This window comes from Streptomyces sp. WMMC1477 (genome assembly GCF_027460245.1).
GTDB lineage: Bacteria > Actinomycetota > Actinomycetes > Streptomycetales > Streptomycetaceae > Streptomyces.
This window is the reverse complement of record NZ_JAPZBD010000003.1, coordinates 3,129,736-3,156,479: the sequence shown is the minus strand read 5'-3', so window position 1 is coordinate 3,156,479 and position 26,744 is coordinate 3,129,736. Positions and strand designations below refer to the sequence as shown.

4 protein-coding genes are annotated in these 26,744 nt (G+C 73.5%); all 4 read left to right on the top strand.

The features are described 5' to 3' along the window. The first annotated feature begins 205 nt into the window (after nt 1-205). Nucleotides 206-1,456 (top strand): cytochrome P450, encoded by a 1,251-nt coding sequence (locus O7609_RS14395; RefSeq protein WP_269736549.1) that lies wholly within the window; start codon nt 206-208, stop codon nt 1,454-1,456. Nucleotides 1,457-1,497: 41 nt separating this feature from the next. Next, complete coding sequence (locus tag O7609_RS14390) at nt 1,498-2,724, top strand: cytochrome P450 (protein ID WP_269736550.1); 1,227 nt, start codon at nt 1,498-1,500, stop codon at nt 2,722-2,724. 170 nt (nt 2,725-2,894) lie between these two features. Then, nucleotides 2,895-15,842 carry a type I polyketide synthase gene (locus O7609_RS14385; protein ID WP_269743672.1) on the top strand — a complete coding sequence of 4,316 codons (12,948 nt, stop codon included), beginning with the start codon at nt 2,895-2,897 and terminating at the stop codon, nt 15,840-15,842. Nucleotides 15,843-15,919: 77 nt separating this feature from the next. Further along, on the top strand, nt 15,920-26,713 hold the full coding sequence (locus O7609_RS14380; RefSeq protein WP_269736552.1) for a type I polyketide synthase: 10,794 nt from the start codon (nt 15,920-15,922) through the stop codon (nt 26,711-26,713). Nucleotides 26,714-26,744 lie beyond the last annotated feature (31 nt).

The window sequence follows — 26,744 nt, the reverse complement described above, 5'->3', positions numbered from 1 at the left end:
CGCTCAGCCCCGCCCCGCCGAGCCTCGCCGAGCCCCGCCGCCGACCCGCTCGCGGTCCCACCCGCGTTCACCTGGCGATCAACTCATCCGGGTTACGTACGAGTTGCTTACGAGAGCTTGTTCGGGCGGCGCTTGTGAAGCCGAACACAGATGGATAGCTTGCTCCCAGCAATGCACGCCGGCCATGCCGCAAGGGGGATGCAGGGTGACGGAGCAGGCTGAACTGCCGACGGTTCTGGGTGGCTTCGATCTGACGGATCAGGCGGAGTTCGCGAAGGGTTTCCCGCACGAGGTCTTCGCCCGGCTCCGCGCCGAGGCCCCGGTGCTGTGGCACCCGCCGGGCCAGACGGCCGACGGGGAGGGCTTCTGGGTCCTCAGCGGCTACGCCGACCTGAAGGAGGCGGCCGAGGACCCGGTGTTCTCGTCCCAGGGCGGCGGCGGCCGGGAGGGCGGCGGCACCCACATCGACGACCTCAAGGCGGGAGTGCACGCCGGGGTCCTCATCAACATGATCGACGACCCCCGGCACGAGCTGATCAAGACGCTCGTCGGCCCGCCCGTGGCCCGCCGGGCCGTCGAGGCGCGGCTGCCCGAACTCCGCGCCGTCGCCGAGCGGTACGTGGAGCAGGCCGTCCGCAAGGGCACCGCCGACTTCCAGCCCGACGTCTCGGCGCCGTACGCCATCGAGTGCATCGCCCGCGTGCTCGGCGTCCCCGAGGCCGATCTGCCCCAGCTCATCGAGTGGGGGCAGGCCGTCTCCGGCTTCGACGACCGCGCCTCCGGCAAGGTCAACGAGAACTCGGCCAAGGTGCAGTACGCCATCTACGAGTACGGGCAGTCGCTCATCGCCCGCAAGCGGGCCGAGCCGCACACCACCGACGACCTCATGTCCGTGATGGCGCGGGAGGACATCCCCGGCGACACGCCGCTCTCCGAGTACGAGCGGGAGGCGTTCTTCAACCTGCTGCTCCTCGCCGGGAGCGAGCCCGCCCGCAACACCATGGCGGCGGGCGTCCTCGCGCTGGCCGAGCACCCGGAGCAGTGGGAGGCGCTGCGCGCGGACCGGTCGCTGCTGCCCGGCGCCATCGAGGAGATGCTGCGCTGGTCCTCCCCCACGCCGTACAACCGGCGCACCGCGACCCGGGACACCGTCTTCCGGGACGCCGAGATCAAGGCGGGCGAGAAGGTCACGTTCTGGTGGGCCTCGGCCAACCGGGACGCGTCCGTCTTCGCCGAACCGACGACGTTCGACATCCGCCGCTCGCCCAATCCCCACCTGGCGTTCGGCCACGGCACGCACTCTTGCCTGGGCGAACAGCTCGCCCGCACCGAGATCCGGCTGCTGCTGGAAGCGCTGCTGGAGCGGGTGCGGGAGATCAGGATCTCCGGGCCCGTCGAGTGGGCCCCGAGTAACAAGCACACCGTGACGCTGCGGATGCCCGTGGAACTCGCCTGACGGCGGGTACCGCAGCACAGTTTCGAGAGCGGGGGATCACCGTGACAACGCCTGAGATCGATCCGGGCTTCTTCAGAGAGCTGCTGCCCTTCGATCCGTTCGACCCGGGGTTCCACGCGGACCCCTACCCGGTCTACCGCGAGGTCCGCGAGCGCGGGCCCGTGGTCCGCACACCCATGGGGCTCGTCGTGCTCGCCGGACACGCGGAGTGCGCCGCCGTGCTCCGCGACGCCCGGTTCGGCTGGGGCGACGGCGCCACCGTCGCGGAGCACTTCAGCCAGGCCCCCGACGGCACGGTCGTGCGGCCGTTCATCTTCATGGACCCGCCGGACCACACCCGCATCCGGTCCCTCGTCGGCAGCGCCTTCGCCGCCCGCCGCGTGGACACCCTGCGCGGTCGCGCCCGCGAGCTGGTCGCCGAGCTGCTGGAGACCGCCAAGGGCGACGGCCCGGTCGACCTGATGTCCGCCGTCGCCCACCCCCTGCCGGCCATCCTGCTCGGCGAGCTGCTGGGCGTGCCCGCCGAGCACCACGAGCGCTTCCGCCGGCTGTCCGCCGACATCGCGCACGGCCTCGACCCGAGCTTCTTCCTCGCCCCCGACGAGGTGGCCCGGCGGGACGCCGCCCGCGCCGAACTGGGCGAGTACTTCACCCAGCTGGCCGCCGAGCGCCGCGCGAACCCCGCCGGGGACCTCATCAGCGAGCTCGTCGCGGCCGAGGAGGACGGCGAGCGCCTCACCGAGCACGAACTGATCGTCACCTTCACCCTGCTGCTGTCCGCCGGGTACGCGACGACCGTCAACCTCATCGGGAACGGCGTCCTGGCCCTGCTGCGCAACCCCGACCAGCTCGCCTGGCTGCGCGCCAACCCGGACGGCGTCGGCGGCGCCGTGGAGGAGCTGCTGCGCTACGACCCGCCGGTGCAGATGATCTCCCGCACCGCCCTGGAGGACGTCGAGCTGGCGGGCCAGCCCATCGCCGCGGGCGAGCAGCTCATGCTGATGATCGGCGCCGCCGGCCGGGACCCGGGCGTCCACGACGAACCGGACCGGCTGCTGCTGTCCCGCCGCACGGAACGCAACCTCGGCTTCGGCCTCGGTGCGCACTTCTGCGTCGGGGCACCCATGGCGCGGCTGACCGCACAGGTCGCCATCTCGGCACTGGCCGAGCTGGACCTGACGCTGGAGACCCCCGAGCCCGCCCGGTCCCCGTACATCATCATGCGCGGCCTGCGGGAACTCCCCGTCCGGATCGCGCCGCGCGGCTGATCTCCCGAGCCCCAGCCGTCACACCCTCCCCACGCACACCTCGTCCGAGCATCGCCCACGGGCCCCGCGTCACCCCGACGCCGGGCCCGTGGCACCGCACGACACCTGCCGGGTCACAGAGATCGCCGGCCTGCCCGAACGGGACCGGTGGTCGGGAAGTCGAAGGGCTGATGACCGACATGCCAGCCAGCAGCAGCACGGACCAGCGCATCGCGGTGGTGGGCCTCGCCTGCCGCGTCCCCGGAGCGGCGGACCGGGACGCGTTCTGGCGACTGCTGCGCGACGGCGTCGAAGCCGTCACCGAGGCGCCCGCCGGGCGCGGCCTCGGCACCGGGCCGCACGGCGGAACGCGCGGCGGGTTCCTCGACGCCGTCGACGGCTTCGACCCCGCCTTCTTCGGCATGTCCCCCCGCGAGGCCGCGGCCACCGACCCGCAGCAGCGCCTCGTCCTGGAGCTGGCCTGGGAGGCCCTGGAAGACGCCGGGGTCCGCCCCGAGCGGCTCCGCGGCAGCGGCACCGGCGTGTTCGTCGGCTCCATGGCCGACGACTACGCCAAGCTCCAGCACGCCCTGGGCGACGCCACCCCGCACACGACCACCGGGCTCAGTCGTGCCGTCCTCGCCAACCGGCTCTCGTACCTGCTCGGTCTGGCCGGGCCCAGCCTGACCGTCGACACCGCGCAGTCCTCCTCGCTCGTCGCCGTCCACCTCGCGGTGCGCAGCCTCCTCGACGGCGACTCCCGACTCGCCCTCGCCGGCGGCGTCCACCTCAACCTGCTGCCCGAGGGCTTCACCGCCGCCGAACTCTTCGGCGCCCTCTCCCCCAGCGGCCGCTGCCGCACCTTCGACGCGGACGCGGACGGTTACGTGCGCGGTGAGGGCGGAGGCGTCGTCGTCCTCAAGCGGCTGGCCGACGCCCTCGCCGACGGCGACCGCGTCCACGGCGTCATCCTCGGCAGCGCCCAGGGCTCCGGCACCGGTCCGACGCTCACCGCACCGCACGCCGAGGCCCAGGAGGCGGTCATCCGCAGTGCCTGCGCGGACGCCGGAGTGGCCGCGCAGGACGTCCAGTACGTCGAGCTGCACGGCACCGGGACGCCCGTCGGCGACCCCGTCGAGGCGGCGGCCCTCGGCGCCGCCCTGGGCTCCGCACGCCCCGCCGACGCCGGGCCACTGGCCGTCGGCTCCGTCAAGACCAACATCGGTCACCTGGAGGGTGCCGCGGGCGTCGTCGGGCTCGTCAAGACCCTGCTGTGCCTGCGCCACCGGCAGCTCGTGCCCAGCCTCAACTTCCGCCGCCCCGCCCCCGGCATCCCGCTGGGCGAGCTCGGACTCACCGTCCAGACCAGCACCGCGCCCTGGCCCCGTCCCGACCGGCCGCTCGTCGCCGGGGTGTCCTCCTTCGGCATGGGCGGCACCAACTGCCACGTCGTCGTGGGCGAGGGCCCCGTGGACGAGCGGCGGGCGGGCGAGGGTGAGGGGGCGGGGGCGCGCGTGCTCCCCGTGCTCGTCTCCGCCCGCGACGAAGACGCCCTGCGCGCCCAGGCCACCCGGCTCCACGCCCACCTGGACACCGCCGACCCGCGCCCCGGCACCCTCGACCTCGCGGCCTCCCTCGCGACCGCCCGCTCGGCCTTCGAGCACCGCGCCGTCCTCCTGGCCGACGACCACGCCACCCTGACAGCCGGGCTCGCCGCCCTGGCCCAAGGCCGCGAGGCCCCCGGCCTCCTGCGCGCCGTCACGCGGCCGAACGCCACCGGCACCACCGACGAGCCGGGCTTCCTCTTCTCCGGACAGGGCAGCCAGCGTCCGGGCACGGGCCGCGAGCTGTACGCCGCCTTCCCCGTCTTCGCCCGGGCCCTCGACACCGTGTGCGCCGCGCTCGACGCCCACCTCGAACGCCCCCTGCGCGACCTCCTCTTCGCCGAGCCGGAGAGCGCGGAAGCAGAGCTCCTGCACCGCACCGAGTACGCCCAGCCCGCCCTCTTCGCCATCCACACCGCGCAGTTCCGCCTGCTCGACCACTGGGGCGTCCGGCCCCGGGTGCTCCTGGGCCACTCCGTCGGCGAGCTCAGCGCCGCGCACTGCGCCGGCGTGCTCACCCTGCCCGACGCCGCGCTGCTCGTCGCCGGACGCGGCCGGCTCATGCAGAGCATGCCCGACGACGGCACGATGACCGCCGTCCAGGCCACGGAGGAGGAGGTCACGGCACAGCTGCGGGACGGGGTCGCCGTCGCCGCGCTCAACGGCCCCCGGGAGACCGTGATCTCCGGGGACGCCGACGCCGTCCGGGCCGTCGCCGAGCACTTCCGCGCCCAGGGCCGCAAGACCACCGGCCTCCGCGTCAGCCACGCCTTCCACTCCGCCCACATGGACGGCATGCTCGACGCCTTCCGGCGGCTCGCCGAAGGCATCGTCCACCGGGCGCCGGAACTGCCGTTGATCAGCAACGTCACCGGTGAGCTGCTCGCACCCGGCGAGCCGGCGGCCGACGCCGGCTACTGGGTCCGGCACGTCCGCGGCACCGTCCGGTTCCACGCCGGGCTGCGCGCCCTGCGGCGCCTCACCCCGTCCACCCTCGAACTCGGCCCCGGCGCCACCCTCACCACCCTCGCCCGGCACCCCGACGGCGTCCAGGCGCCCACCCTGCGGCGCGGCCAGCCCGAGGCACGCTCGCTCCTCACCGCCCTCGGCACCCTCCACGCCCACGGCCACCCCGTCGACTGGGACACCTTCTTCGCGGACCTCGGCGCCCGACGCGTCGACCTCCCCACCTACCCCTTCCAGCGCACCCGGCACTGGCTGCGGCTCCGGGAGGCCACGGCGCCGGCCGCGGACGCGACACCGGATGCGGACGCGGTTGAGGACGTGGACGCGGCCACGGAATCCGGGGCGTCTCCAGGGCCGGTGCCCGAGAGCGGGCCTTCGGCGGCGGCCGACGCCCGGGTCCCCGACCGTCCGGAGGCACGGCAGCACCCCGAGGACACCCTCGCCCTCGTCCGCACCCACGCGGCCGCCGTCCTCGGGTACGCCACCGCGGACGAGGTCACCGCCGACCGCACCTTCCGCGACCTCGGCCTCGACTCCTACGGCAGCGTGGAACTCCGCGACCGGCTCGCCCGGGCCACCGCGACCGACCTTCCGAGCACCGTCCTCTTCGACCACCCGACGCCCTCCGCCCTCGCGGACCACCTCCACTCGTTCCTCACCGGCGCCGACGAGCCCACCGGCGTCCTCGCCACGTCCCGGCGCCCCGCACACCCGGACGGTGACGGCCGGGAGGACGACCCCGTCGTCATCGTCGGCATGGGCTGCCGCTACCCCGGAGCCGTCTCCTCGCCCGAGGAGCTGTGGCGGCTCGTCCACGAAGAGCGCGACGCCATCGGCCCGTTCCCGACCGACCGCGGCTGGAACCTCGACGCCCTCCACGACGAGGACCCCGACCGCCCCGGCACCACCTACGCCCGCGACGGCGGCTTCCTCACGGGCGCCGACGGCTTCGACGCCGAGTTCTTCGGCATCTCCCCCCGCGAGGCCCTCGCCATGGACCCGCAGCAGCGGGTCCTGCTGGAGACCGCCTGGGAGGCCTTCGAGCACGCGGGACTCGACGTCACCGCGCTGCACTCCAGCCGCACGGGCGTCTTCGTCGGCACCACCGCCCTCGACTACGGCCCGCGCATGCACGAGGCGGCCGACGGGCTCGACGGCTACGTCCTCACCGGCACCACCCCGAGCGTCGCCTCGGGCAGGATCTCCTACACCTTCGGCTTCGAGGGGCCTGCGGTGACGGTGGACACCGCCTGCTCGTCCTCCCTCGTCGCCCTGCACCTCGCCGTCCAGTCCCTGCGGTCCGGCGAATGCGACCTGGCCCTCGCGGGCGGCGTCACCGTGCTCTCGACCCCGGGCATGTTCGTCGAGTTCAGCCGTCAGCGCGGCCTCGCGCCCGACGGCCGCTGCAAGCCCTTCGCGGCGGGGGCGGACGGCACCGGCTGGGCCGAGGGCGCCGGGCTCCTCGTCGTGGAACGCCTCTCCGACGCCCGCCGCAACGGCCACACCGTCCTGGCCGTGGTCCGCGGCACCGCCACCAACCAGGACGGCGCCAGCAACGGACTCACCGCCCCCAACGGCCCCTCCCAACAACGCGTCATCACCACCGCCCTGGCCAACGCCGGGCTGGGGGCCGGTGACGTGGACGCCGTCGAGGCCCACGGCACCGGCACCACTCTCGGCGACCCCATCGAGGCCCACGCCCTCCAAGCCGCATACGGCACCGGCCGCGACGCCAGCCAGCCCCTGTGGCTCGGCTCGGTCAAGTCCAACATCGGTCACACCCAGGCCGCGGCGGGCGTCGCGGGCGTCATCAAGATGGTGCAGGCCATGCGGCACGGCCGGCTGCCCAAGTCCCTGCACATCGACCAACCCACGCCGCACGTCCCGTGGGACACCGGCGCCCTCCGCCTGCTCACCGACGCCCAGGCCTGGCCCGACGCCGGGCGACCCCGCCGCGCCGCCGTCTCCTCCTTCGGCATCAGCGGCACCAACGCCCACGTCATCCTCGAACAAGGCGACCGGCTCCCGGACGACACCACGGCAACCGATGAGCCCGAACCCGCCGAGCCGGTGTACCTGCCCCTCAGCGGCCGGAGCCGGACCGTCCTCCGGGACCAGGCCCGACGTCTCCACGCCCACTGGCAGCAGCACCCCGGCCTGAGTCCGTCGGCGGTGGGTCGTTCGTTGCGTGCCCGGGCCCGGTTCACCGAACGCGCCGCCGTCACCGGCACCGGACGCGAGGAACTCCTCGCCGGGTTGGAGGCTCTGGCCGAGGGCGTGCCACACCCGACCGTGATCGAGGGCACGGCCACCGACGGAAAGATCGTCTTCGTCTACCCCGGACAAGGCTCCCAATGGCCCGGCATGGCCACCGGACTCCTCGACACCCACCCCGCCTTCACCACAGCCATCGACGCCTGCGCCGAAGCCCTCGCCCCCCACACCGACTGGAACCTCCGCCACGTCCTCACCAGCCAAGACCCCGAACTACTCCAACGCACCGACATCGTCCAACCCGCCCTCTGGGCCATGATGATCGCCCTCACCCGCACCTGGCAGCACCACGGCATCCACCCCCACGCCGTCATCGGCCACTCCCAAGGCGAAATCACCGCCGCCCACATCGCCGGAGCCCTCACCCTCCACGACTCCGCCCGCATCATCGCCCTCCGCTCCCACACCCTCCACCACCACGCCCCACCCGGCGGCATGCTCTCCCTCAACCTCAACCCCAACGACACCCAACACCTCATCCACCCCTACGACGACCTCCACATCGCCGCCCACAACTCCCCCACCACCACCATCATCGCCGGCAACCCCCACCAACTCGACACCCTCCAACACCACTGCACCCAACACGACATCCGACACCACCGCATCCCCGTCACCTACGCCTCCCACACCCCCCACATCACCACCCTCCGCAACCAACTCCTCCAACAACTCGCCCCCATCAACCCCACCCCACCCACCATCCCCTTCCACTCCACCCTCACCACCCAACCCATCGACACCACCACACCCCTCAACCCCGACTACTGGTACCAAAACCTCCGCCACCCCGTCCGCTTCCACACCACCCTCACCAACCTCACCACCACCGGACACACCCACTACCTCGAACCCAGCCCCCACCCCACCCTCACCACCCACATCACCCAAACCCACCCCCACACCACCACCCACCACACCCTCAAACGCCACCAACCCACCACCACCCAACTCACCCACGCACTCGCCCACACCCACACCCACGGACTCACCCCCACACACGAACCCTCCCCCAAAACCCCACACCACCCACCACTCCCCACCTACCCCTTCCAACACCAGCGGTTCTGGATCTCTCCCACCCGGACGGCGAGCGCCGGGGGACGTGACCACTCCTTCCTCGACGCTGCCGTGCCCCTGGCCGACGCGGGTGGCGTCCTGCTCACCGGAAGCTTCGGGCTCTCCACGCACCCATGGCTGGCCGATCACGCAGTGGTCGGAACGGTGCTTCTACCCGGCGCGAGCATGGTGGAGATGGCGCTTCACGCGGCCCAGCAGGTGGGTTGTTCACAGGTCGACGAGATCACGTTGTCGGAGCCGCTGCCCGTTCCGTCGTCCGGCTCCGTGCAGGTACAGGTGCAGATCGCGGCCCCCGACGAGAGCGGCCGACGCACCTTCACCCTCCACTCCCGCTCCGAGGGCGGCACGGACCTGCCGTGGACCCGGCATGCCGAGGGCGTCCTGAGCACGGAGGCGGGCGCCGCCCCGGCCGCCCCCGTCCACCGGCCGGAGAGCGCCGATCCCGTGGACGTCGGCGCGGGCTACGCGCGGCTCGACGGCCGGGGCTACGGGTACGGTCCGGCCTTCCGGGGGCTTCGGGGCCTGTGGCGCCACGGTGAGGTCGTCCACGCCGACGTCGCGCTGCCGGAGGAGCTGCACGAGGAGGCCGCCCGGTTCAGCCTGCACCCCGCCCTGCTCGATGCCGTGCTGCACGCGGCGCTGCTGGCCGGGGAGGGCGAAGGGGAACCCGGCCGGACGCTGCTGCCGTTCGCCTGGTCGGGGGTGCGGCTGCACGCCGTGGGTGCCACGTCGCTGCGCATACGCGTCGCACCGGTCGGCGAGGACGCGGTCGCCCTGGAGATGACGGACCCCGCAGGCGGCCCTGTGGCCTCCGTCGAGCGGCTCGATCTGCGTCCCGCCGCCGTGGAGCGGCTCCGTGAACTGCAAGCGCCCCAGGGTGGCGGGCTCTACGGAGTGGAGTGGGCCGGGCTGACGGCACCGCAGGACACCGGCCCCGGACGCTGGGCCGTGCTGGGCCGGACCACCTGGCGTCCCCGCCCCGGCTGCCCCGCATTCGCCGAACTCTCCGCGCTCGGCGGCGCGGACTCCGAACCCGAGGCCGTCTTCGCCCTGCTCGACGCCGACGCGACCGCCGACCCGAGCTCCGACGCCGCCGCTCCCGAGGCGGTCCACGCCGCCTGCGAGGCCACCCTGCGTCTGCTGCGGGACTGGATCGCCGAGGAGTCCAGTGAAGGGGTCCGGCTCGTCCTGACCACCCGGCGTTCGACGCCCGACGCCCTCCGCGCGCCCCTGCACGCCCTCGCCAGGACGACGGCCGCCGAGAACCCCAACCACCCCATCACCCTCCTCACCCTCGACGACACCGCCACGCCACAGCACATCGCCGCCGCCCTCGCCACCGGTGAACCCGAACTCGGTCTCGACGGCGGCCGGATCACCGCACCGCGCCTCACCCCGCTCGCCGTCAGCGACCACGCGGCCCCGGAGTGGGACCCCGACGGGACCGTCCTCGTCACCGGCGGCACCGGCGCCCTCGGCCGCCTCGTCGCGACGCACCTCGCGCGGCGGCACGGCATGCGTCACCTCCTGCTGGCCAGCCGCAGCGGCCCCGGTGCGGAAGGGGCGGCCGAGCTGCGTGACGAACTCGCGGCCCTCGGCGCCACCGCCACGATCGCCGCCTGCGACATCGCCGATCCCGCTGCCGTCGACCGGCTCCTGGCCTCCGTCCCCGGAGACCGTCCCCTCACCGCCGTCGTCCACACGGCGGGCGTGCTCGACGACGCCCTGACCGCCAACCTCACCGACCGGCAGCTCCACACCGTCCTCACCCCGAAGGTCGACGCCGCCCACCACCTCCTCCGAGCGGCACGGCACCACCCCCTCAAGGCCCTCGTCCTCTTCTCCTCCGTCACCGCCACCCTTCCGAGCCCGGGCCAGGCCAACTACGCCGCCGCCAACGCCTACCTCGACGCGCTCGCCATGTCCGACGGACCGTCCACCGCCACCATCGCCTGGGGCTTGTGGGACCAGCCCACCGGCATGACGACCCACATGAGCCGAGCCGACGTCGCGCGCATGGCCCGGAGCGGGGTCAGCGCACTGGAGACCGAGGACGGCCTCGCCCTCTTCGATCGCGCGATCAGCCACGGGCCCGGCCACACGGTGGCCGCACGGCTGAACCCCGGCGCGTTCCGTAACGCCTCGGCACCGGAGGACGTACCGGCGGTGCTGCGGCGCCTCGTGCGGGTCCCGCCGCGCAGGGCGGCCGGTGGGCTCCAGCCGACGTCGCCGGGTGGCTCCTTCGCCGAGCGGTTGGCGGGGCTGTCACCCGAGGAGCGCAAGAAGGAGGCGCTGCGTCTCGTGCGGACGCACGCCGCGACGGTCCTCGGACACGCCTCCCCGGAACAGGTGGACACCCAGCAGGCCTTCAAGGAACTGGGCTTCGACTCACTGACGGCGGTCGAGCTGCGCAACCGGCTCTCGGAAGCGGTGGGCCGGCGGCTGCCGACGACCCTCGTCTTCGACCACCCGACGCCGACGGCGGTCGCTGCGTTCCTGATCGACGAACAGACCGTGGTGAAACCCGCCGTCGGCCGGCGGCGCGGGGCCGAGGACGCGGACGATCCGATCGTGGTGGTGGGTATGGCCTGCCGCTACCCCGGTGACGTCACCTCACCGGACGAGCTGTGGGACCTGGTCGCTCAGGGCCGCGACGCGATCACCCCCTTCCCCACCAACCGCGGCTGGGACCTGACCACCCTCCACCACCCCGACCCCGACCACCCCGGCACCACCTACACCCGACACGGCGGCTTCCTCCACACCGCGGGCCACTTCGACGCCGACCTCTTCGGCATCTCACCCCGCGAAGCCCTCGCCATGGACCCCCAACAACGCATCCTCCTCGAAACCGCCTGGGAAGCACTGGAGAACGCCGGACTCGACCCCACCACCCAACGCGGAACCCGCACCGGCGTCTTCACCGGCCTCATGTACCACGACTACGGGAACGACGCGGATGCCGACGCCGAAGGCATCGCCGGTCACGTCCTGACCGGTACCCAGGCCAGCGTCGCTTCGGGTCGCGTCTCCTACACGTTCGGGTTCGAGGGCCCGGCGGTGACCGTGGACACCGCCTGCTCCTCCTCCCTCGTCGCCGTCCACCTCGCCGCACAGTCCCTACGCTCCGGCGAAAGCGACCTCGCCCTGGCCGGCGGCGTCACCATCATGGCCAGCCCCGGCACCTTCATCGAGTTCAGCCGCCAACGCGGCCTCGCCCCCGACGGCCGCTGCAAACCCTTCGCAGCAGCCGCCGACGGCACCGGCTGGGCCGAAGGCGCCGGACTCCTCCTCCTCGAACGCCTCTCCGACGCCCGCCGCAACCACCACACCGTCCTCGCCGTCGTCCGCGGCACCGCCACCAACCAGGACGGCGCCAGCAACGGACTCACCGCCCCCAACGGCCCCTCCCAACAACGCGTCATCACCACCGCCCTGACCAACGCCGGACTGACGACCGACGACGTGGACGCCGTCGAAGCCCACGGCACCGGCACCACCCTCGGCGACCCCATCGAAGCCCAAGCCCTCCAAGCCACCTACGGCACCGACCGCAACACCGACCAACCCCTGTGGCTCGGCTCGATCAAGTCCAACATCGGCCACACCCAAGCCGCCGCAGGCGCCGCAGGCCTCATCAAAATGATCCAGGCCATGCGCCACGGCCAACTCCCCCAAACCCTCCACATCGACCAACCCACACCCCACATCGACTGGGACTCCTCAGCCGTGTCCCTCCTGACCGAAACCATCGACTGGCCCGACACCGGACGACCCCGCCGCGCCGCCGTCTCCTCCTTCGGCATCAGCGGCACCAACGCCCACGTCATCCTCGAACAAGGCGACACCACCCCAGAGGCACCGACTCCGGAGAGCAACGAGCCGCTCATGGTGCCGCTGTCCGCCCACAGCTCCAAGGCGTTGAGCAGCCACGCTCGCCGCCTCCACTCCCACCTGGGCAAGCATCCCGAGATGCAGCCCGCCCAGATCGGGGACCAGCTCCACCGCCGCAGCCTCTTCGACCACCGGGCCGCCGTCGTGTGCTCCGACCGGGACGAGCTGCTGTCCGGGTTGGAGGCTCTGGCCGAGGGCGTGCCACACCCGACCGTGATCGAGGGCACGGCCACCGACGGAAAGATCGTCTTCGTCTACCCCGGACAAGGCTCCCAATGGCCCGGCATGGCCACCGGACTCCTCGACACCCACCCCGCCTTCACCACAGCCATCGACGCCTGCGCCGAAGCCCTCGCCCCCCACACCGACTGGAACCTCCGCCACGTCCTCACCAGCCAAGACCCCGAACTACTCCAACGCACCGACATCGTCCAACCCGCCCTCTGGGCCATGATGATCGCCCTCACCCGCACCTGGCAGCACCACGGCATCCACCCCCACGCCGTCATCGGCCACTCCCAAGGCGAAATCACCGCCGCCCACATCGCCGGAGCCCTCACCCTCCACGACTCCGCCCGCATCATCGCCCTCCGCTCCCACACCCTCCACCACCACGCCCCACCCGGCGGCATGCTCTCCCTCAACCTCAACCCCAACGACACCCAACACCTCATCCACCCCTACGACGACCTCCACATCGCCGCCCACAACTCCCCCACCACCACCATCATCGCCGGCAACCCCCACCAACTCGACACCCTCCAACACCACTGCACCCAACACGACATCCGACACCACCGCATCCCCGTCACCTACGCCTCCCACACCCCCCACATCACCACCCTCCGCAACCAACTCCTCCAACAACTCGCCCCCATCAACCCCACCCCACCCACCATCCCCTTCCACTCCACCCTCACCACCCAACCCATCGACACCACCACACCCCTCAACCCCGACTACTGGTACCAAAACCTCCGCCACCCCGTCCGCTTCCACACCACCCTCACCAACCTCACCACCACCGGACACACCCACTACCTCGAACCCAGCCCCCACCCCACCCTCACCACCCACATCACCCAAACCCACCCCCACACCACCACCCACCACACCCTCAAACGCCACCAACCCACCACCACCCAACTCACCCACGCACTCGCCCACACCCACACCCACGGACTCACCCCCACACACCCCAACACCACCAACCACCACAACACCCCACCCACACCACTCCCCACCTACCCCTTCCAACACAGGAACTACTGGCTCAAGCCCGCGCGGCGAGCCGTGCGGGGTGCCACGGTGGAGGACGTCCTCAGCCGGTGGCGGTACACGGTCGGTTGGCAGGAGCACCCCGATGGCGAGGCGCGGTCGGGGGAGTCGGTGCCGGAGTCGGTGCCGGAGCCGTTGAGCAGCGGTACGTGGCTCGTCGTCCGCCGGGACGCACAGCCCCCCGGCGCCCTGCTCGACGCGCTTGCCGCACGCGGCTGGACCGGCGTGCCGCTCGACGCCGTGGAGTCGTTGCCCGGAGCGCTGGACGAGCACCCTGACGCCGTGGGCGTTCTGAGCCTGCTGTCGGACGTGAGGGACACCCTGGCTCTCGTCAAGGCGCATGCCGAAGGCCCGCGGCCGGTTCCGCTGTGGCACGTGACCAGAGGCGCCGTCCAGGCCACGGCGGCCGACGCCCCGCCCAGCCCGGAGGAGGCGCAGATCTGGGGGCTCGGACGGGTCGCGGCCCTGGAACACCCCACCCGGTGGGGCGGCCTCGTCGACCTGCCGGCACAGCCCCAACCGCAGCACTACGCCCTCCTGGCCCGGCATCTCGCGCCCACCCACACCGGGTACGAGGACCAGCTCGCCGTCCGCGACGACGCGGTCCACGTGCCCCGTCTCCGCCGCGCGCCCCGCCCCGCCGGAGTCCGCGAGGCGTGGCGGCCGAGGGGCGTGACGCTGGTGACGGGGGCCACGGGGGCGCTGGGACCGCACATCGCGCGCTGGCTGGTCCGGGCGGGGGCGGAGCACCTCGTCCTCACGAGTCGTCGCGGGGCGGCGGCCGAGGGGGTTCCGGAGCTGGCCGAGGAGCTGGAGGCCGAGGGGGTCCGGGTCACGGTGGCGGCGTGCGACGTCGCGGACCGGGAAGCGGTGGCCCAGTTGGTGAAGCGCTTGGACAGTGAGGGCCACAAGGTGGGCAGCGTGGTCCACGCGGCGGCGCTGATGCAGCTCAACTCGCTGGACGGGCTCACCCTGGAGGAGTTCGAGGCGGTGGTGGAGGCGAAGGTCGCCGGGGCACGGCACCTGGACGAGCTGCTCGCCCACCACCCGGTGGACGCGTTCGTGCTCTTCTCCTCCATCGCCGGTGTGTGGGGCAGCGGCGACCACGGTGCCTATGCCGCCGCCAACGCGTATCTGGACGCCTTCGCGGCCGGACGCCGGGCGCGCGGGCTGCCGGCGACGTCCGTCGCCTGGGGTGTGTGGGGCAGCGACCGGTTGCCCGACGCCGTCGACCCGGACTTCCTGCGGCGACAGGGTCTGCCCCTGATCGATCCGGACACCGCGTTCGCGGGTCTGCACCAGGCGCTCGACCACGACGAGACCTTCGTCGCCGTCGCGGACGTCGACTGGGCTCGGTTCCTCCCCGTGTTCGCCTCGGCCCGCCCCCGTCCGCTGCTGAACGCGATCCCGGAGGTGGCCGAGCTGCTGGACCCCGACGGAGGGATGGCCGAAGACGGCGCGGACGACGGGGAGCCCTCGGCGGCGGCACGGCTGGCCGGTCTGCCGGCGGCCGAGCGGGAGGCGGAGGTCCTGCGTCTGGTGCTGGACTGCCTGGCGGCGGTGCTGGGCCGCGACTCCGGCGGGTCGGACATCGACCCGAAGGCCGCGTTCAAGCAGCTCGGGGTGGACTCACTGCTCGCCGTCGAACTGCGCAACCGGCTGGGCCACCTCACCGGGCTCCAGCTCCCGGCGACGCTCGTGTTCGAGCATCCGCACCCGCTGGCCGTCGCCGGGTTCCTCGGCGGCGAGCTGGCCGGGAGCGCGAGCGACGACGGGCAGGACGAGCAGCCCGGCTCCGTCGACGACGAACTGTCCCGGCTGGAGGCCAGGCTGGCGGGCGGCTCCGTCGCACCCGCGGAGCGTGCGGGCGTCGCCGAGCGGCTGCGCGCCCTGCTCAACGCGTTCCAGGACGACGGCGTCCACGGCGGCGCGAGGCCCGCGACCGTCCCATCGGACGACGACGAGCTGGACGACGACGCCATCGCCGCCATCAGCGACGACGAGATGTTCGACCTCATCGACAAGGAGCTCGGCGATGTCTGACGCACGAGCCTGACGGCTCCGCTCCTCACTCTTCCCCAAACCGCCGCACCCACTGGCAGCACTGTGAAGGACAGGCCATGGCCGAGGACATAGCCAAGCTCCGTGACTACCTCAACCGCGTCACGGTGGACCTCCGCAAGACGCGCAAGCGCCTGCAGGAGGCCGAGGACCGCGCGTCGCAGCCCATCGCGATCGTCGGCATGGACTGCCGCTTCGCGGGCGGCGCCTCCTCGCCCGACGCCCTGTGGGAGCTGCTGGAGCAGGGGCGCGACGCGATCGGCCCGTTCCCGGCCGATCGCGGCTGGGACCTGGAGCGGCTCTTCGACACGGCATCCGGCCGTGGGGGCACGACCTCGATCCGGGAGGGCGGCTTCCTGGACGACGTCGCCGGGTTCGACGCCGAGTTCTTCGGCATCTCGCCGCGCGAGGCGCTGGCCATGGAGCCGCAGCAGCGGCTGCTGCTGGAGACGTCGTGGGGTGCCCTGGAGCACGCGGGCATCGACCCGTCGACGCTGGACGGCGTCAGGGGCGGGGTGTTCGTCGGGCGCAACTACCACGAGTACGGGGCGCCCATGGAGCACGCCCCGGACTCGGTCGAAGGCCACCTGGTCACCGGTTCGGTGGCGAGTGTGGCCTCGGGCCGCATCGCCTACAGCCTGGGTCTGTCGGGGCCCGCGATCTCGGTGGACACCGCCTGCTCGACCTCGCTGGTGGCGCTGCACCTGGCGGTGCGGTCACTGCGGTCGGGTGAGAGCGACATGGCGCTGGCCGGGGGCGCCACGGTGATGTACACCCCGGGCACCTTCGTCGAGTTCGACCGGCAGGGCGCGCTCGCCCCCGACGGCCGCTGCAAGGCCTTCGCCTCGGGCGCGAACGGTATGGGTATGGCGGAGGGCGTCGGGGTCCTGGTGCTGGAGCGGCTCTCGGACGCGCGCCGCAAGGGGCACCGGGTCCTGGCCGTCGTCCGGGGGACGGCCGTCAACCAGGACGGGGCCAGCAACGGCCTCACGGCCCCGAGCGGTCCCGCCCAGCAGCGCGTCATCCAGGCGGCGCTGGCGGACGCGGGGCTCACGGCGTCCGACGTGGACACCGTCGAGGCCCACGGCACCGGAACGGCGCTCGGCGACCCGGTGGAGGCCCGTGCCCTGCTGGCCACGTACGGGAAGCGGCCGGAGGACCGGCCGCTGTGGCTGGGGTCGGTGAAGTCCAACATCGGCCACACCCAGGCGGCGGCGGGCGTCGCGGGCGTCATCAAGCTGGTGCAGGCGCTGCGCCACGAACGGCTGCCGAAGACGCTGCACGCGGACGAGCCCTCGCCCCACGTGGACTGGTCGGCAGGTACCGTCCGGCTGCTCACGGAGCACACCGACTGGCCGCGCTCGGACGACCGAGTGCGCCGGGCCTCGGTGTCGGGCTTCGGCATCAGCGGGACCAACGCGCACGTCGTCCTTGAGGAGGCCCCGCTCGACGACGTCGAGCCGGTCGACGACGAGGCGGGAGCCGCGCCGCTGCTGTGGCCGCTGTCCGCCAAGTCGTCGCAGGCCCTGGCCGCGCAGGCCGCCAGGCTCGCCGAGCACCTCCACGCGCGTCCCGAGCTGCGGCCGCGGGACGTGGCCGGGGCCCTGGCCACGACGCGCACCGCCTTCGCGCACCGCGCCGCGATCGTGGGCGGGGGACGCGAGGACCTGCTCAGCGGCCTGGCGGCGCTGGCCGACGGCCGCACGACACGCCACCTCGTCCAGGGCACCACGTCCAACACCGCCGCCGGTGGGAGGACGGCGTTCCTGTTCTCGGGTCAGGGGAGTCAGCGTCCGGGCATGGGACGCGAGCTCTACACCGCCTTCCCCGTCTTCGCCCACGCCCTGGACGAGGCCTGCGAGGCCCTCGACCCCCACCTGGACCGCCCCCTGCGCGACCTCATGTTCGCCGAACCCGGCACCGAGCAAGCCGCCCTCCTGGACCAGACCCGCTACGCCCAACCCGCCCTCTTCGCCCACCAAACCGCCCTCCACCACCTCCTCACCCACTGGAACATCCACCCCGACGCCCTCCTGGGCCACTCCCTGGGCGAACTCACCGCCGCCCACCGCGCCGGCATCCTCACCCTCACCGACGCCGCCCACCTCGTCACCACCCGCGCCCACCTCATGCAAACCATGCCCACCGGCGGCACCATGACCGCCATCCACGCCACCGAACAGGAGATACAACCCCACCTCAACGACCGCGTCTCCATCGCCGCCCTCAACAGCCCCCACGACACCGTCATCTCCGGCGACACCGACGCCGTCCACACCATCGCCCAACACTTCCACCACCAAGGCCGCAAAACCACCCAACTCCGCGTCTCCCACGCCTTCCACTCCCACCACATGGACGGCATGCTCGACGACTTCCACACCGTCGCCGCCACCCTCACCTACCACCAAGCGACGGTGCCCCTCGTCACCAACACCACCGGCGACCCCACCACCCCCACCTACTGGACCCACCACATCCGCAACACCGTCCGCTTCCACCAAGGACTCCACACCCTCCACCACCAACACCACATCACCACCACCCTCGAACTCGGCCCCGGCCACACCCTCACCACCCACGCCCAACACCACCCCGGCACACACCACCCCACCCTCCACACCAACCAACCCGAACCCCACTCACTCCTCACCACCCTCGCCCACCTCCACACCCACGGCACCCACACCCCCAACTGGAACCACCTCACCCCCACCACCCACACCACCCCCCTCCCCACCTACCCCTTCCAACACCGGAGGTTCTGGCTGGCGCCCGGAGCGGGGGGCCGATCCGCCCTGGCCGACGAGCACCCCTTCCTCGACACCGTGACACCGCTCGCGGACGGTGACCGGCTGGCCCTGACGGGCAGGTTGTCGCTGCGCACGCATCCGTGGCTGGCCGACCACCGGGTGGGCGAGACCGTCCTCGTCCCCGGCACCGCGCTCCTCGAACTCGCCCTGTGCGCAGGGGCGCGGGTGGGTGCGGACGTCGTCCAGGAGCTGACGCTGCACGCCCCGCTGCCGCTTCCGGAAACCGGGACCGTGCAGGTTCAGGTGCTCGTGGACGAGCCCGACGACGAGGGCCGACGGCCGGTGCGCCTCCTCGCACGCCGCGCCGACGCGTTCGGGGAGCTGACCCGCCGTACCGAGGAGCCGTGGACGGAACACGCGGCGGGCACCCTGGCGCCCGCCGCGCCGTCGGCCCCGGACGGGCACACGCCGGGCGGGTCCGCCGTGTGGCCGCCCGCCGGTGCCGACGCCCTCGACGTGAGGGAGCTGTACGCGGAGTTCGCGTCGATGCGCCTGGACTACGGCTCTGCCTTCCGGGGGCTTCGGGCGGCCTGGCGGCTGGGCGACGAGATCCTCGCGGAGATCGCCCTGCCGGAGGGCGCGGCGGAGGAGGCCGACCGTTTCGGCGCTCACCCGGCACTGCTCGACGCGGCCCTGCACGGCACCGCCCTGAGCGGCCGGTGGGAGGGCACCCGTCTGCCGTTCGCCTGGACGGACGTGCGCCTGGACGCCGTCGGCGCGCGGATGCTGCGGGTGCGCTTGACGCCGGCCGGAGACGGCGAGGTCGCGGTGACGGCGTGGGACGCGGCGGGGCAACCGGTCCTGTCCGTCGGCTCGTTGCGGACCCGGCCCCTTGACGCGGACCGCTTGCCCACTGCCGGGATCTCGGTGCGGGCGGACTCGCTCCACCGGCTGGAGTGGCGTCCACTCGACCCGACGACGACCCCGACGACGACCCCGACGGCCGGGGCCGGGGACGGAGCCGAGGCCGGGGAGGAGGACGGGGACGGGGCCACCGTGGTGGACCTGCGGCGCGCGGGCGGAGAGTCCGGGGACCCGGACGCGGCACTCCACCGGGCCCTGTGCGAGGTGCGCGGCTGGTTGGCGGGAGAGTCCGCGACGCGGCCGGGTGCCCGGCTCGTCGTCCTGACCCGCCGAGCGGTGGCCGTAGGCCCGGAGGAGATACCCGAGCCGGGCGGAGCCGGGGTGTGGGGGCTGCTGCGCTCGGTGCAGTCCGAGGAGCCGGGCCGCCTGGTGCTGGTGGACCTGGACGACGACACCGACGGCACGGGGGGAAGCGACGGCGACGCGGAGCGACGGCGTCGGCGTGTCGTGGGCACCGCACTGGCCACGGGCGAACCGCAACTCGCCCGGAGAAACGGCGAGTTCAGGGTTCCCCGCCTCGTCCGGCACCGGCCGGACCAGCCGGCGGCGGGGTCGGCGGCGACTCGCTGGGGCGGAGACGGCACCGTCCTCGTCACCGGCGGCACGGGGACGCTCGGCGGGCTGATGGCCGGGCATCTGGCGCGGGAGCACGGCGTCCGACGTCTGCTGCTCGTCAGCCGACGAGGACCGGAGGCCGACGGGGCGGAGGAACTGCGCGCGGAACTCGCCGCCTTGGGCGCGGACGTGACCGTCGCCGCCTGCGATGTCGCCGACCGCGACGCGCTCGCGGCACTGCTGGCGGAGGTTCCGGCCGAGCACCCGCTGTCGGCGGTCGTCCACACGGCGGCCGTGGTGGACGACGGGCTGATCGGTTCGCTCGACGAGGCGCGGCTCGACCGGGTCCTCGCCCCGAAGGCCCGCGCCGCCGAGCACCTGCACGAGCTGACCCGGGACCTGCCGCTGGCGGCGTTCGTCCTGTTCTCCTCCGCCGCCGCGGTGCTGGGCGGCGCGGGCCAGGGCGCCTACGCGGCGGCCAACGCCCGGCTGGACGCGCTCGCCCACCGCCGACGCGCCGCGGGGCTGCCCGCGACGTCGATCGGCTGGGGCCTGTGGGGCACGGCCAGCGGGCTGACCGCCGCGCTCAGCGAGGCGGACCGGGCCAGGATCGCCCGGAGCGGCGTCGCTCCCCTGGCCGACGACGAGGCACTCGCGCTCTTCGACCTCGTCTGCGCCGCGCCGGAGCCCGTGCTGCTGCCGGTGCGCCTGGACCTGGGCGCGTTGCGCACCGCCGGTCCGGAAGCGCTGCCCGCCGTCCTCCACGGGCTGCTCGGCGCGCGCGGGCCGCGTACGGCGAGCGCGCACTCCACCGCCGGCGCCACGGGCGGGCTGCGGGAACAGCTGGCCGCGCTGCCTCCGGCCGAGCGCTCACGGGTGGCGCTGGACACCGTCCTGGCCCAGGTGGCCGCCGCGCTCGGGCACTCCTCGCCCGACACCGTGCCGCCCACCGACGCGTTCCGGGACCTCGGGTTCGACTCCCTCATGTCCGTCGAGCTGCGCAACAGCCTCAACGCGGTGACCGGTCTGCGGCTGCCGGCCACGCTCGTCTTCGACCACCCCAGCTCGGTCGCCCTGGCCGATCACCTGCTGGCCCAGTACGGGCTGTCGGCCGACGTCGGCGCCGAGCCCGGCCTTCCGACGACGCGCACGGCCGACGACGAGCCGATCGCGATCGTCGGCATGGCGTGCCGCTATCCCGGCGGCGTCAGCTCGCCCGAGGAGCTGTGGGAGCTCGTCGACCGGGGCGTCGACGCGATCTCCGACTTCCCCACCGACCGCGGCTGGGACGCCGAGGAGCTCTTCGACCCGGACCCGGACCGGGCCGGGACGACGTCGGTGTGGTCCGGCGGTTTTCTCTACGACGCCGCCGACTTCGACCCCGACTTCTTCGGCCTCTCCCCGCGCGAGGCCCTCGCGATGGATCCGCAGCAGCGGCTCCTGCTGGAGACCGCCTGGGAGTCCTTCGAACGCGCGGGCATCGACCCCACCAGCGTGCGCGGAAGCCGCACCGGCGTCTTCACCGGGATCATGTACCACGACTACGGCTCCCGGGTGCCCCGTCCGCCGGCCGACCTGGAGCCGTACATCGGCAACGGCAGCGCGGGCAGCGTGGCCAGCGGTCGCGTCGCCTACACCTTCGGGCTGGAGGGGCCGGCCGTCACCGTGGACACCGCCTGCTCCTCCTCCCTCGTCGCCCTCCACCTGGCCGCCCGCTCCCTGCGCTCGGGCGAGTGCGACCTCGCCCTGGCGGGCGGCGTCACCGTCATGTCCGACCCCAACGCGTTCGTGGAGTTCAGCCGCCAGCGGGGGCTGGCGGCCGACGGACGCTGCAAGTCCTTCTCCGCGAGCGCCGACGGCACCGGCTGGGCCGAGGGCGCCGGACTCCTCCTCGTCGAACGGCTCTCCGACGCCCGCCGCAACGGCCACCGCGTCCTCGCCGTCGTCCGGGGCACGGCCGTCAACCAGGACGGCGCCAGCAACGGCCTCACCGCGCCCAACGGCCCCTCCCAGGAACGGGTGATCAGGGCCGCGCTCACGGATGCCGGGCTGACGGAGGCGGACGTGGACGCCGTCGAGGCCCACGGCACCGGAACCACCCTCGGCGACCCCATCGAGGCCCAGGCCCTCCTGGCCACCTACGGCAAGCGACCGGAGGACCGGCCCCTGTGGCTGGGCTCGGTCAAGTCCAACATCGGCCACACCCAGGCAGCAGCGGGCGTCGCGGGCGTCATCAAGATGGTCCACGCCATGCACCACGCACGGCTCCCCCAAACCCTCCACATCGACCAACCCAACCCCCGCGTCGACTGGCACACCGCACCCGTCAACCTCCTGACCGAAGCCACACCCTGGCCAACCACCGACGACCGTCCGCGCCGCGCCGCCGTCTCCTCCTTCGGCGTCAGCGGCACCAACGCCCACGTCATCCTCGAACACACCCCACCAACCGACCACCCCCACACCACCTCACCCACCACAGCACCCACCCTCTGGCCCCTCTCCGCCAAGACACCCGAAGCCCTGACCGACCAAGCCGCACGCCTCACCCGGCACCTCGACACCCACCCCGAACTGGCACCAGGCGACGTCGCGCACACGCTGGCCACGACGCGCGCGACCTTCGAGCACCGCGCCGTGATCGTGGGCGAGGGGCGGAACGATCTGCTCAGCGGCCTGGCGGCACTGGCCGACGGCACCCCGTCGGGCCGTGTCGTGCTGGGACGCGCCACGCGTGCCGCATCGTCGGGTGGGAGGACGGCGTTCCTGTTCTCGGGTCAGGGGAGTCAGCGTCCGGGCATGGGACGCGAGCTCTACACCGCCTTCCCCGTCTTCGCCCACGCCCTGGACGAGGCCTGCGAGGCCCTCGACCCCCACCTGGACCGCCCCCTGCGCGACCTCATGTTCGCCGAACCCGGCACCGAGCAAGCCGCCCTCCTGGACCAGACCCGCTACGCCCAACCCGCCCTCTTCGCCCACCAAACCGCCCTCCACCACCTCCTCACCCACTGGAACATCCACCCCGACGCCCTCCTGGGCCACTCCCTGGGCGAACTCACCGCCGCCCACCGCGCCGGCATCCTCACCCTCACCGACGCCGCCCACCTCGTCACCACCCGCGCCCGCCTCATGCAAACCATGCCCACCGGCGGCACCATGACCGCCATCCACGCCACCGAACAGGAGATACAACCCCACCTCAACGACCGCGTCTCCATCGCCGCCCTCAACAGCCCCCACGACACCGTCATCTCCGGCGACACCGACGCCGTCCACACCATCGCCCAACACTTCCACCACCAAGGCCGCAAAACCACCCAACTCCGCGTCTCCCACGCCTTCCACTCCCACCACATGGACGGCATGCTCGACGACTTCCACACCGTCGCCGCCACCCTCACCTACCACCAAGCGACGGTGCCCCTCGTCACCAACACCACCGGCGACCCCACCACCCCCACCTACTGGACCCACCACATCCGCAACACCGTCCGCTTCCACCAAGGACTCCACACCCTCCACCACCAACACCACATCACCACCACCCTCGAACTCGGCCCCGGCCACACCCTCACCACCCACGCCCAACACCACCCCGGCACACACCACCCCACCCTCCACACCAACCAACCCGAACCCCACTCACTCCTCACCACCCTCGCCCACCTCCACACCCACGGCACCCACACCCCCAACTGGAACCACCTCACCCCCACCACCCACACCACCCCCCTCCCCACCTACCCCTTCCAACGGCAGCGGCTCTGGCTCGACGCACAGCCGCAGACGGCCGCCGGGCACCCGCACCCGTTCCTCGACGCAGAGGTGGACCTCGCGGCCGGCGACGGCGTGCTGCTCACCGGCGCCCTCTCCCTGCGCACGCACCCGTGGCTCGGGGACCACACCGTCGGCGGTACCGTCCTCGTCCCCGGCACCGCGCTCCTCGAACTCGCCCTCCACGCCGCCGAGCGCACCGGCCACACCACGCTCGACGAGCTCACCCTCGAAACCCCCCTCACCCTCGACCCCGCCCAGACCGTCGACCTCCAGGTCAGCGGCGAGTCCGGCACCGTCCGGATCTACTCCCGCCCCCGCTCGGCCGCTCCGGAGCAGTCCTGGACCCGGCACGCCGCGGCGACCCTGGCCGGGCCCACGGAGGTGTCACCGGCCGAAGGGCCGCCCGTCGAGCCCTTGGAGGTCTGGCCGCCCGAGGGCGCCGTCGCCGTCCCGGTGGAGGGCCTGCACGAGCAGCTCGCCCTGGCCGGAACGGGCTACGGCCCCGCCTTCCAGGGGCTCCGGGCTGCGTGGCGGCTCGGGGACGCGGTGTTCGCGGACGTCGAGCTCCCGGAGCCCGTCGCCCACGGCGCCGAGGGCTTCGCCCTGCACCCCGCGCTGCTGGACGCCGCCCTGCACCCGATCGCCCTGGGCGGCTGGACGACGGAGGAGGGTGCCCACCTGCCGTTCCTCTGGTCCGGCGTCCGCCTGCACGCCACCGGGGCCACCTCCCTGCGCGTCCGCCTGGCGCCCGGCGCCGACCGGGACACCGTCACGCTGCTCGCCGCCGACGCCACCGGACGGCCCGTCCTCACGGCCGACGGTCTCCTCCTGCGCCCGCTGGCCGCCGCCGAGCTGCCGCGGAGTTCCGGGGCGGGCCCCCTGTACGTGACCGAGTGGGTGCCGCTGACCGGCCCCGCCCGGCGGCCCGGCTCCGCGGACTGGAGCGTGCTCCGGGTCGCCGACACGGACGAGACCGGTGGCGCGGGCGGGGACGACGTGGCGGTGGCGGGCGTCGCGACGCTCCACACGGTTCTGGACCGCGCCCGGGCCTGGCTGGCCGACGAGGAGAACTCCGGCCAGCGGCTCGTCGTCGTCACCCGGAACGCACTCGCCGCCGACGGCGCGACTGGCAGCGCCGCCGACGGCGACCGGGGAACGGGTGAGAGCGGTCTCGCGCAGGCGCCGGTGTGGGGCCTGCTGCGTTCGGCGCAGGTCGAGCACCCGGACCGTTTCGTCCTCGTGGACCTGGACGCGGATGCGGACGGTGGCCTCGACCGCGACGACGCCGCGGAAGCGCTCTCGGCCGCCGTCGCCTCGGGCGAGCCGCAGATCGCCGTGCGGGCCGGGGAACTGCGGGTGCCGCGGCTCACCCGCGTCGAGGTGCCCGACGACCCCGAACCGCCGCTGCCGGGGCTCGACGAGGGCACCGTGCTGGTGACCGGCGGCACCGGAACGCTCGGTGCCGCGGTGGCCCGTCACCTGGTCGGCGAGCACGGCGCCCGGAACCTGCTGCTCGTCGGCCGACGCGGCCCCGACGCCCCGGGAGCCGACGAGCTGACGGCCGAACTGACCGCGCTCGGGGCCCGGGTGACCGTGGCCGCCTGCGATGTGGCCGACCGCAAGGCGCTCTCCCGGCTGCTGGAAGCCGTGCCGGACGAGCATCCGCTGACCGCCGTCGTCCACACCGCCGGTGTGCTGGACGACGGGCTGTTCGGCACCCTCACCCCGGAGGCCGTCGAGCGGGTGATGGCACCCAAGGCCACGGCCGCCTGGGCCCTGCACGAGCTGACCCGGGAGCTGCCGCTGCGCGCCTTCGTCCTCTTCTCCTCGTTCGCGGGCACCGCGGGGTCCGCGGGCCAGGGGGCGTACGCGGCGGCCAACGCGTTCCTCGACGCCCTCGCCCGGCACCGCCACGCCCTCGGGCTCCCCGCCACCTCGCTCGCCTGGGGCCTGTGGGAGGCGACGAGCGGGATCACGGCCCGGCTGGACGCCGCCGACCGGGCCCGCATCGCCCGCAGCGGCGTCGCGCCCCTGCCGACGCGGGACGCGCTGGCGCTGCTCGACGCGGCCCTCGGCACCACACGGCCCGTGCTCGTCCCCGTGCGCCTGGCCGAACCGCACGTCCTGCGCGCGAGGGCGGCGGCGGGCGAACTGCCCCCGTTGCTCCGGCGCCTCGTCCTCCCGGGGGCCGCCGCCCGGCCAGCCGCAGGCGGATCCGCGGCCGCGCGGGCGGACGGCACACCGGAGGCGCTCGTCGCCCGGCTGTCCGCCCTGTCCGAGGCCGAACAGGCGGCGGAGCTGCTGCGGTTCGTCCAACGCCAGGTCGCCGAGGTGCTCGGCCACTCCGACACCGCCCGCATCGAGGCGGACCGTGGCTTCCAGGACCTGGGCTTCGACTCGCTGACGGCGATGGAACTGCGCAACCGGTTGCAGAAGGCCACGGGCGTACGCCTCCCGGCCACGCTCGCGTTCGACTTCCCCGACCCGGGCGCCGTCGCCCGGCACCTCCGGGACGAGCTGGAGTTGACCGGCCCGGACTCGGCGCGCGGCGTGCTGAACGCCCTCGACCGGCTGGCGGGCGACCTGACCGAACTCGCACGACGGCCCGGCACCGAGAGCGCCGACCGCTCGCGCATCGCCATCCGGCTGCGCAGACTCCTGGCCGACTGGACGGACGACGCGACCACGACCGCGACCGGCAGCGCGGGAAGCGCCGGAGCCGACGGAAGCGCGACCGCCGGCGACACGACCGGCGGGACCGCCGACGGCGACGGCCGCCCCGACCTCGACAGCGCCACGGACGACGACCTGTTCAACCTCGTGGAAAACCTGGGGAACCCCTGACATGGCTGATGCGAACGAGACCAAGCTCCGC

What these genes read in the sequence shown, in the direction of transcription:
- O7609_RS14380 (WP_269736552.1), top strand. Translation starts at nt 15,920, where the DNA reads ATGGCCGAGGACATAGCCAAGCTCCGTGACTACCTCAACCGCGTCACG.
- O7609_RS14385 (WP_269743672.1), top strand. Translation starts at nt 2,895, where the DNA reads ATGACCGACATGCCAGCCAGCAGCAGCACGGACCAGCGCATCGCGGTG.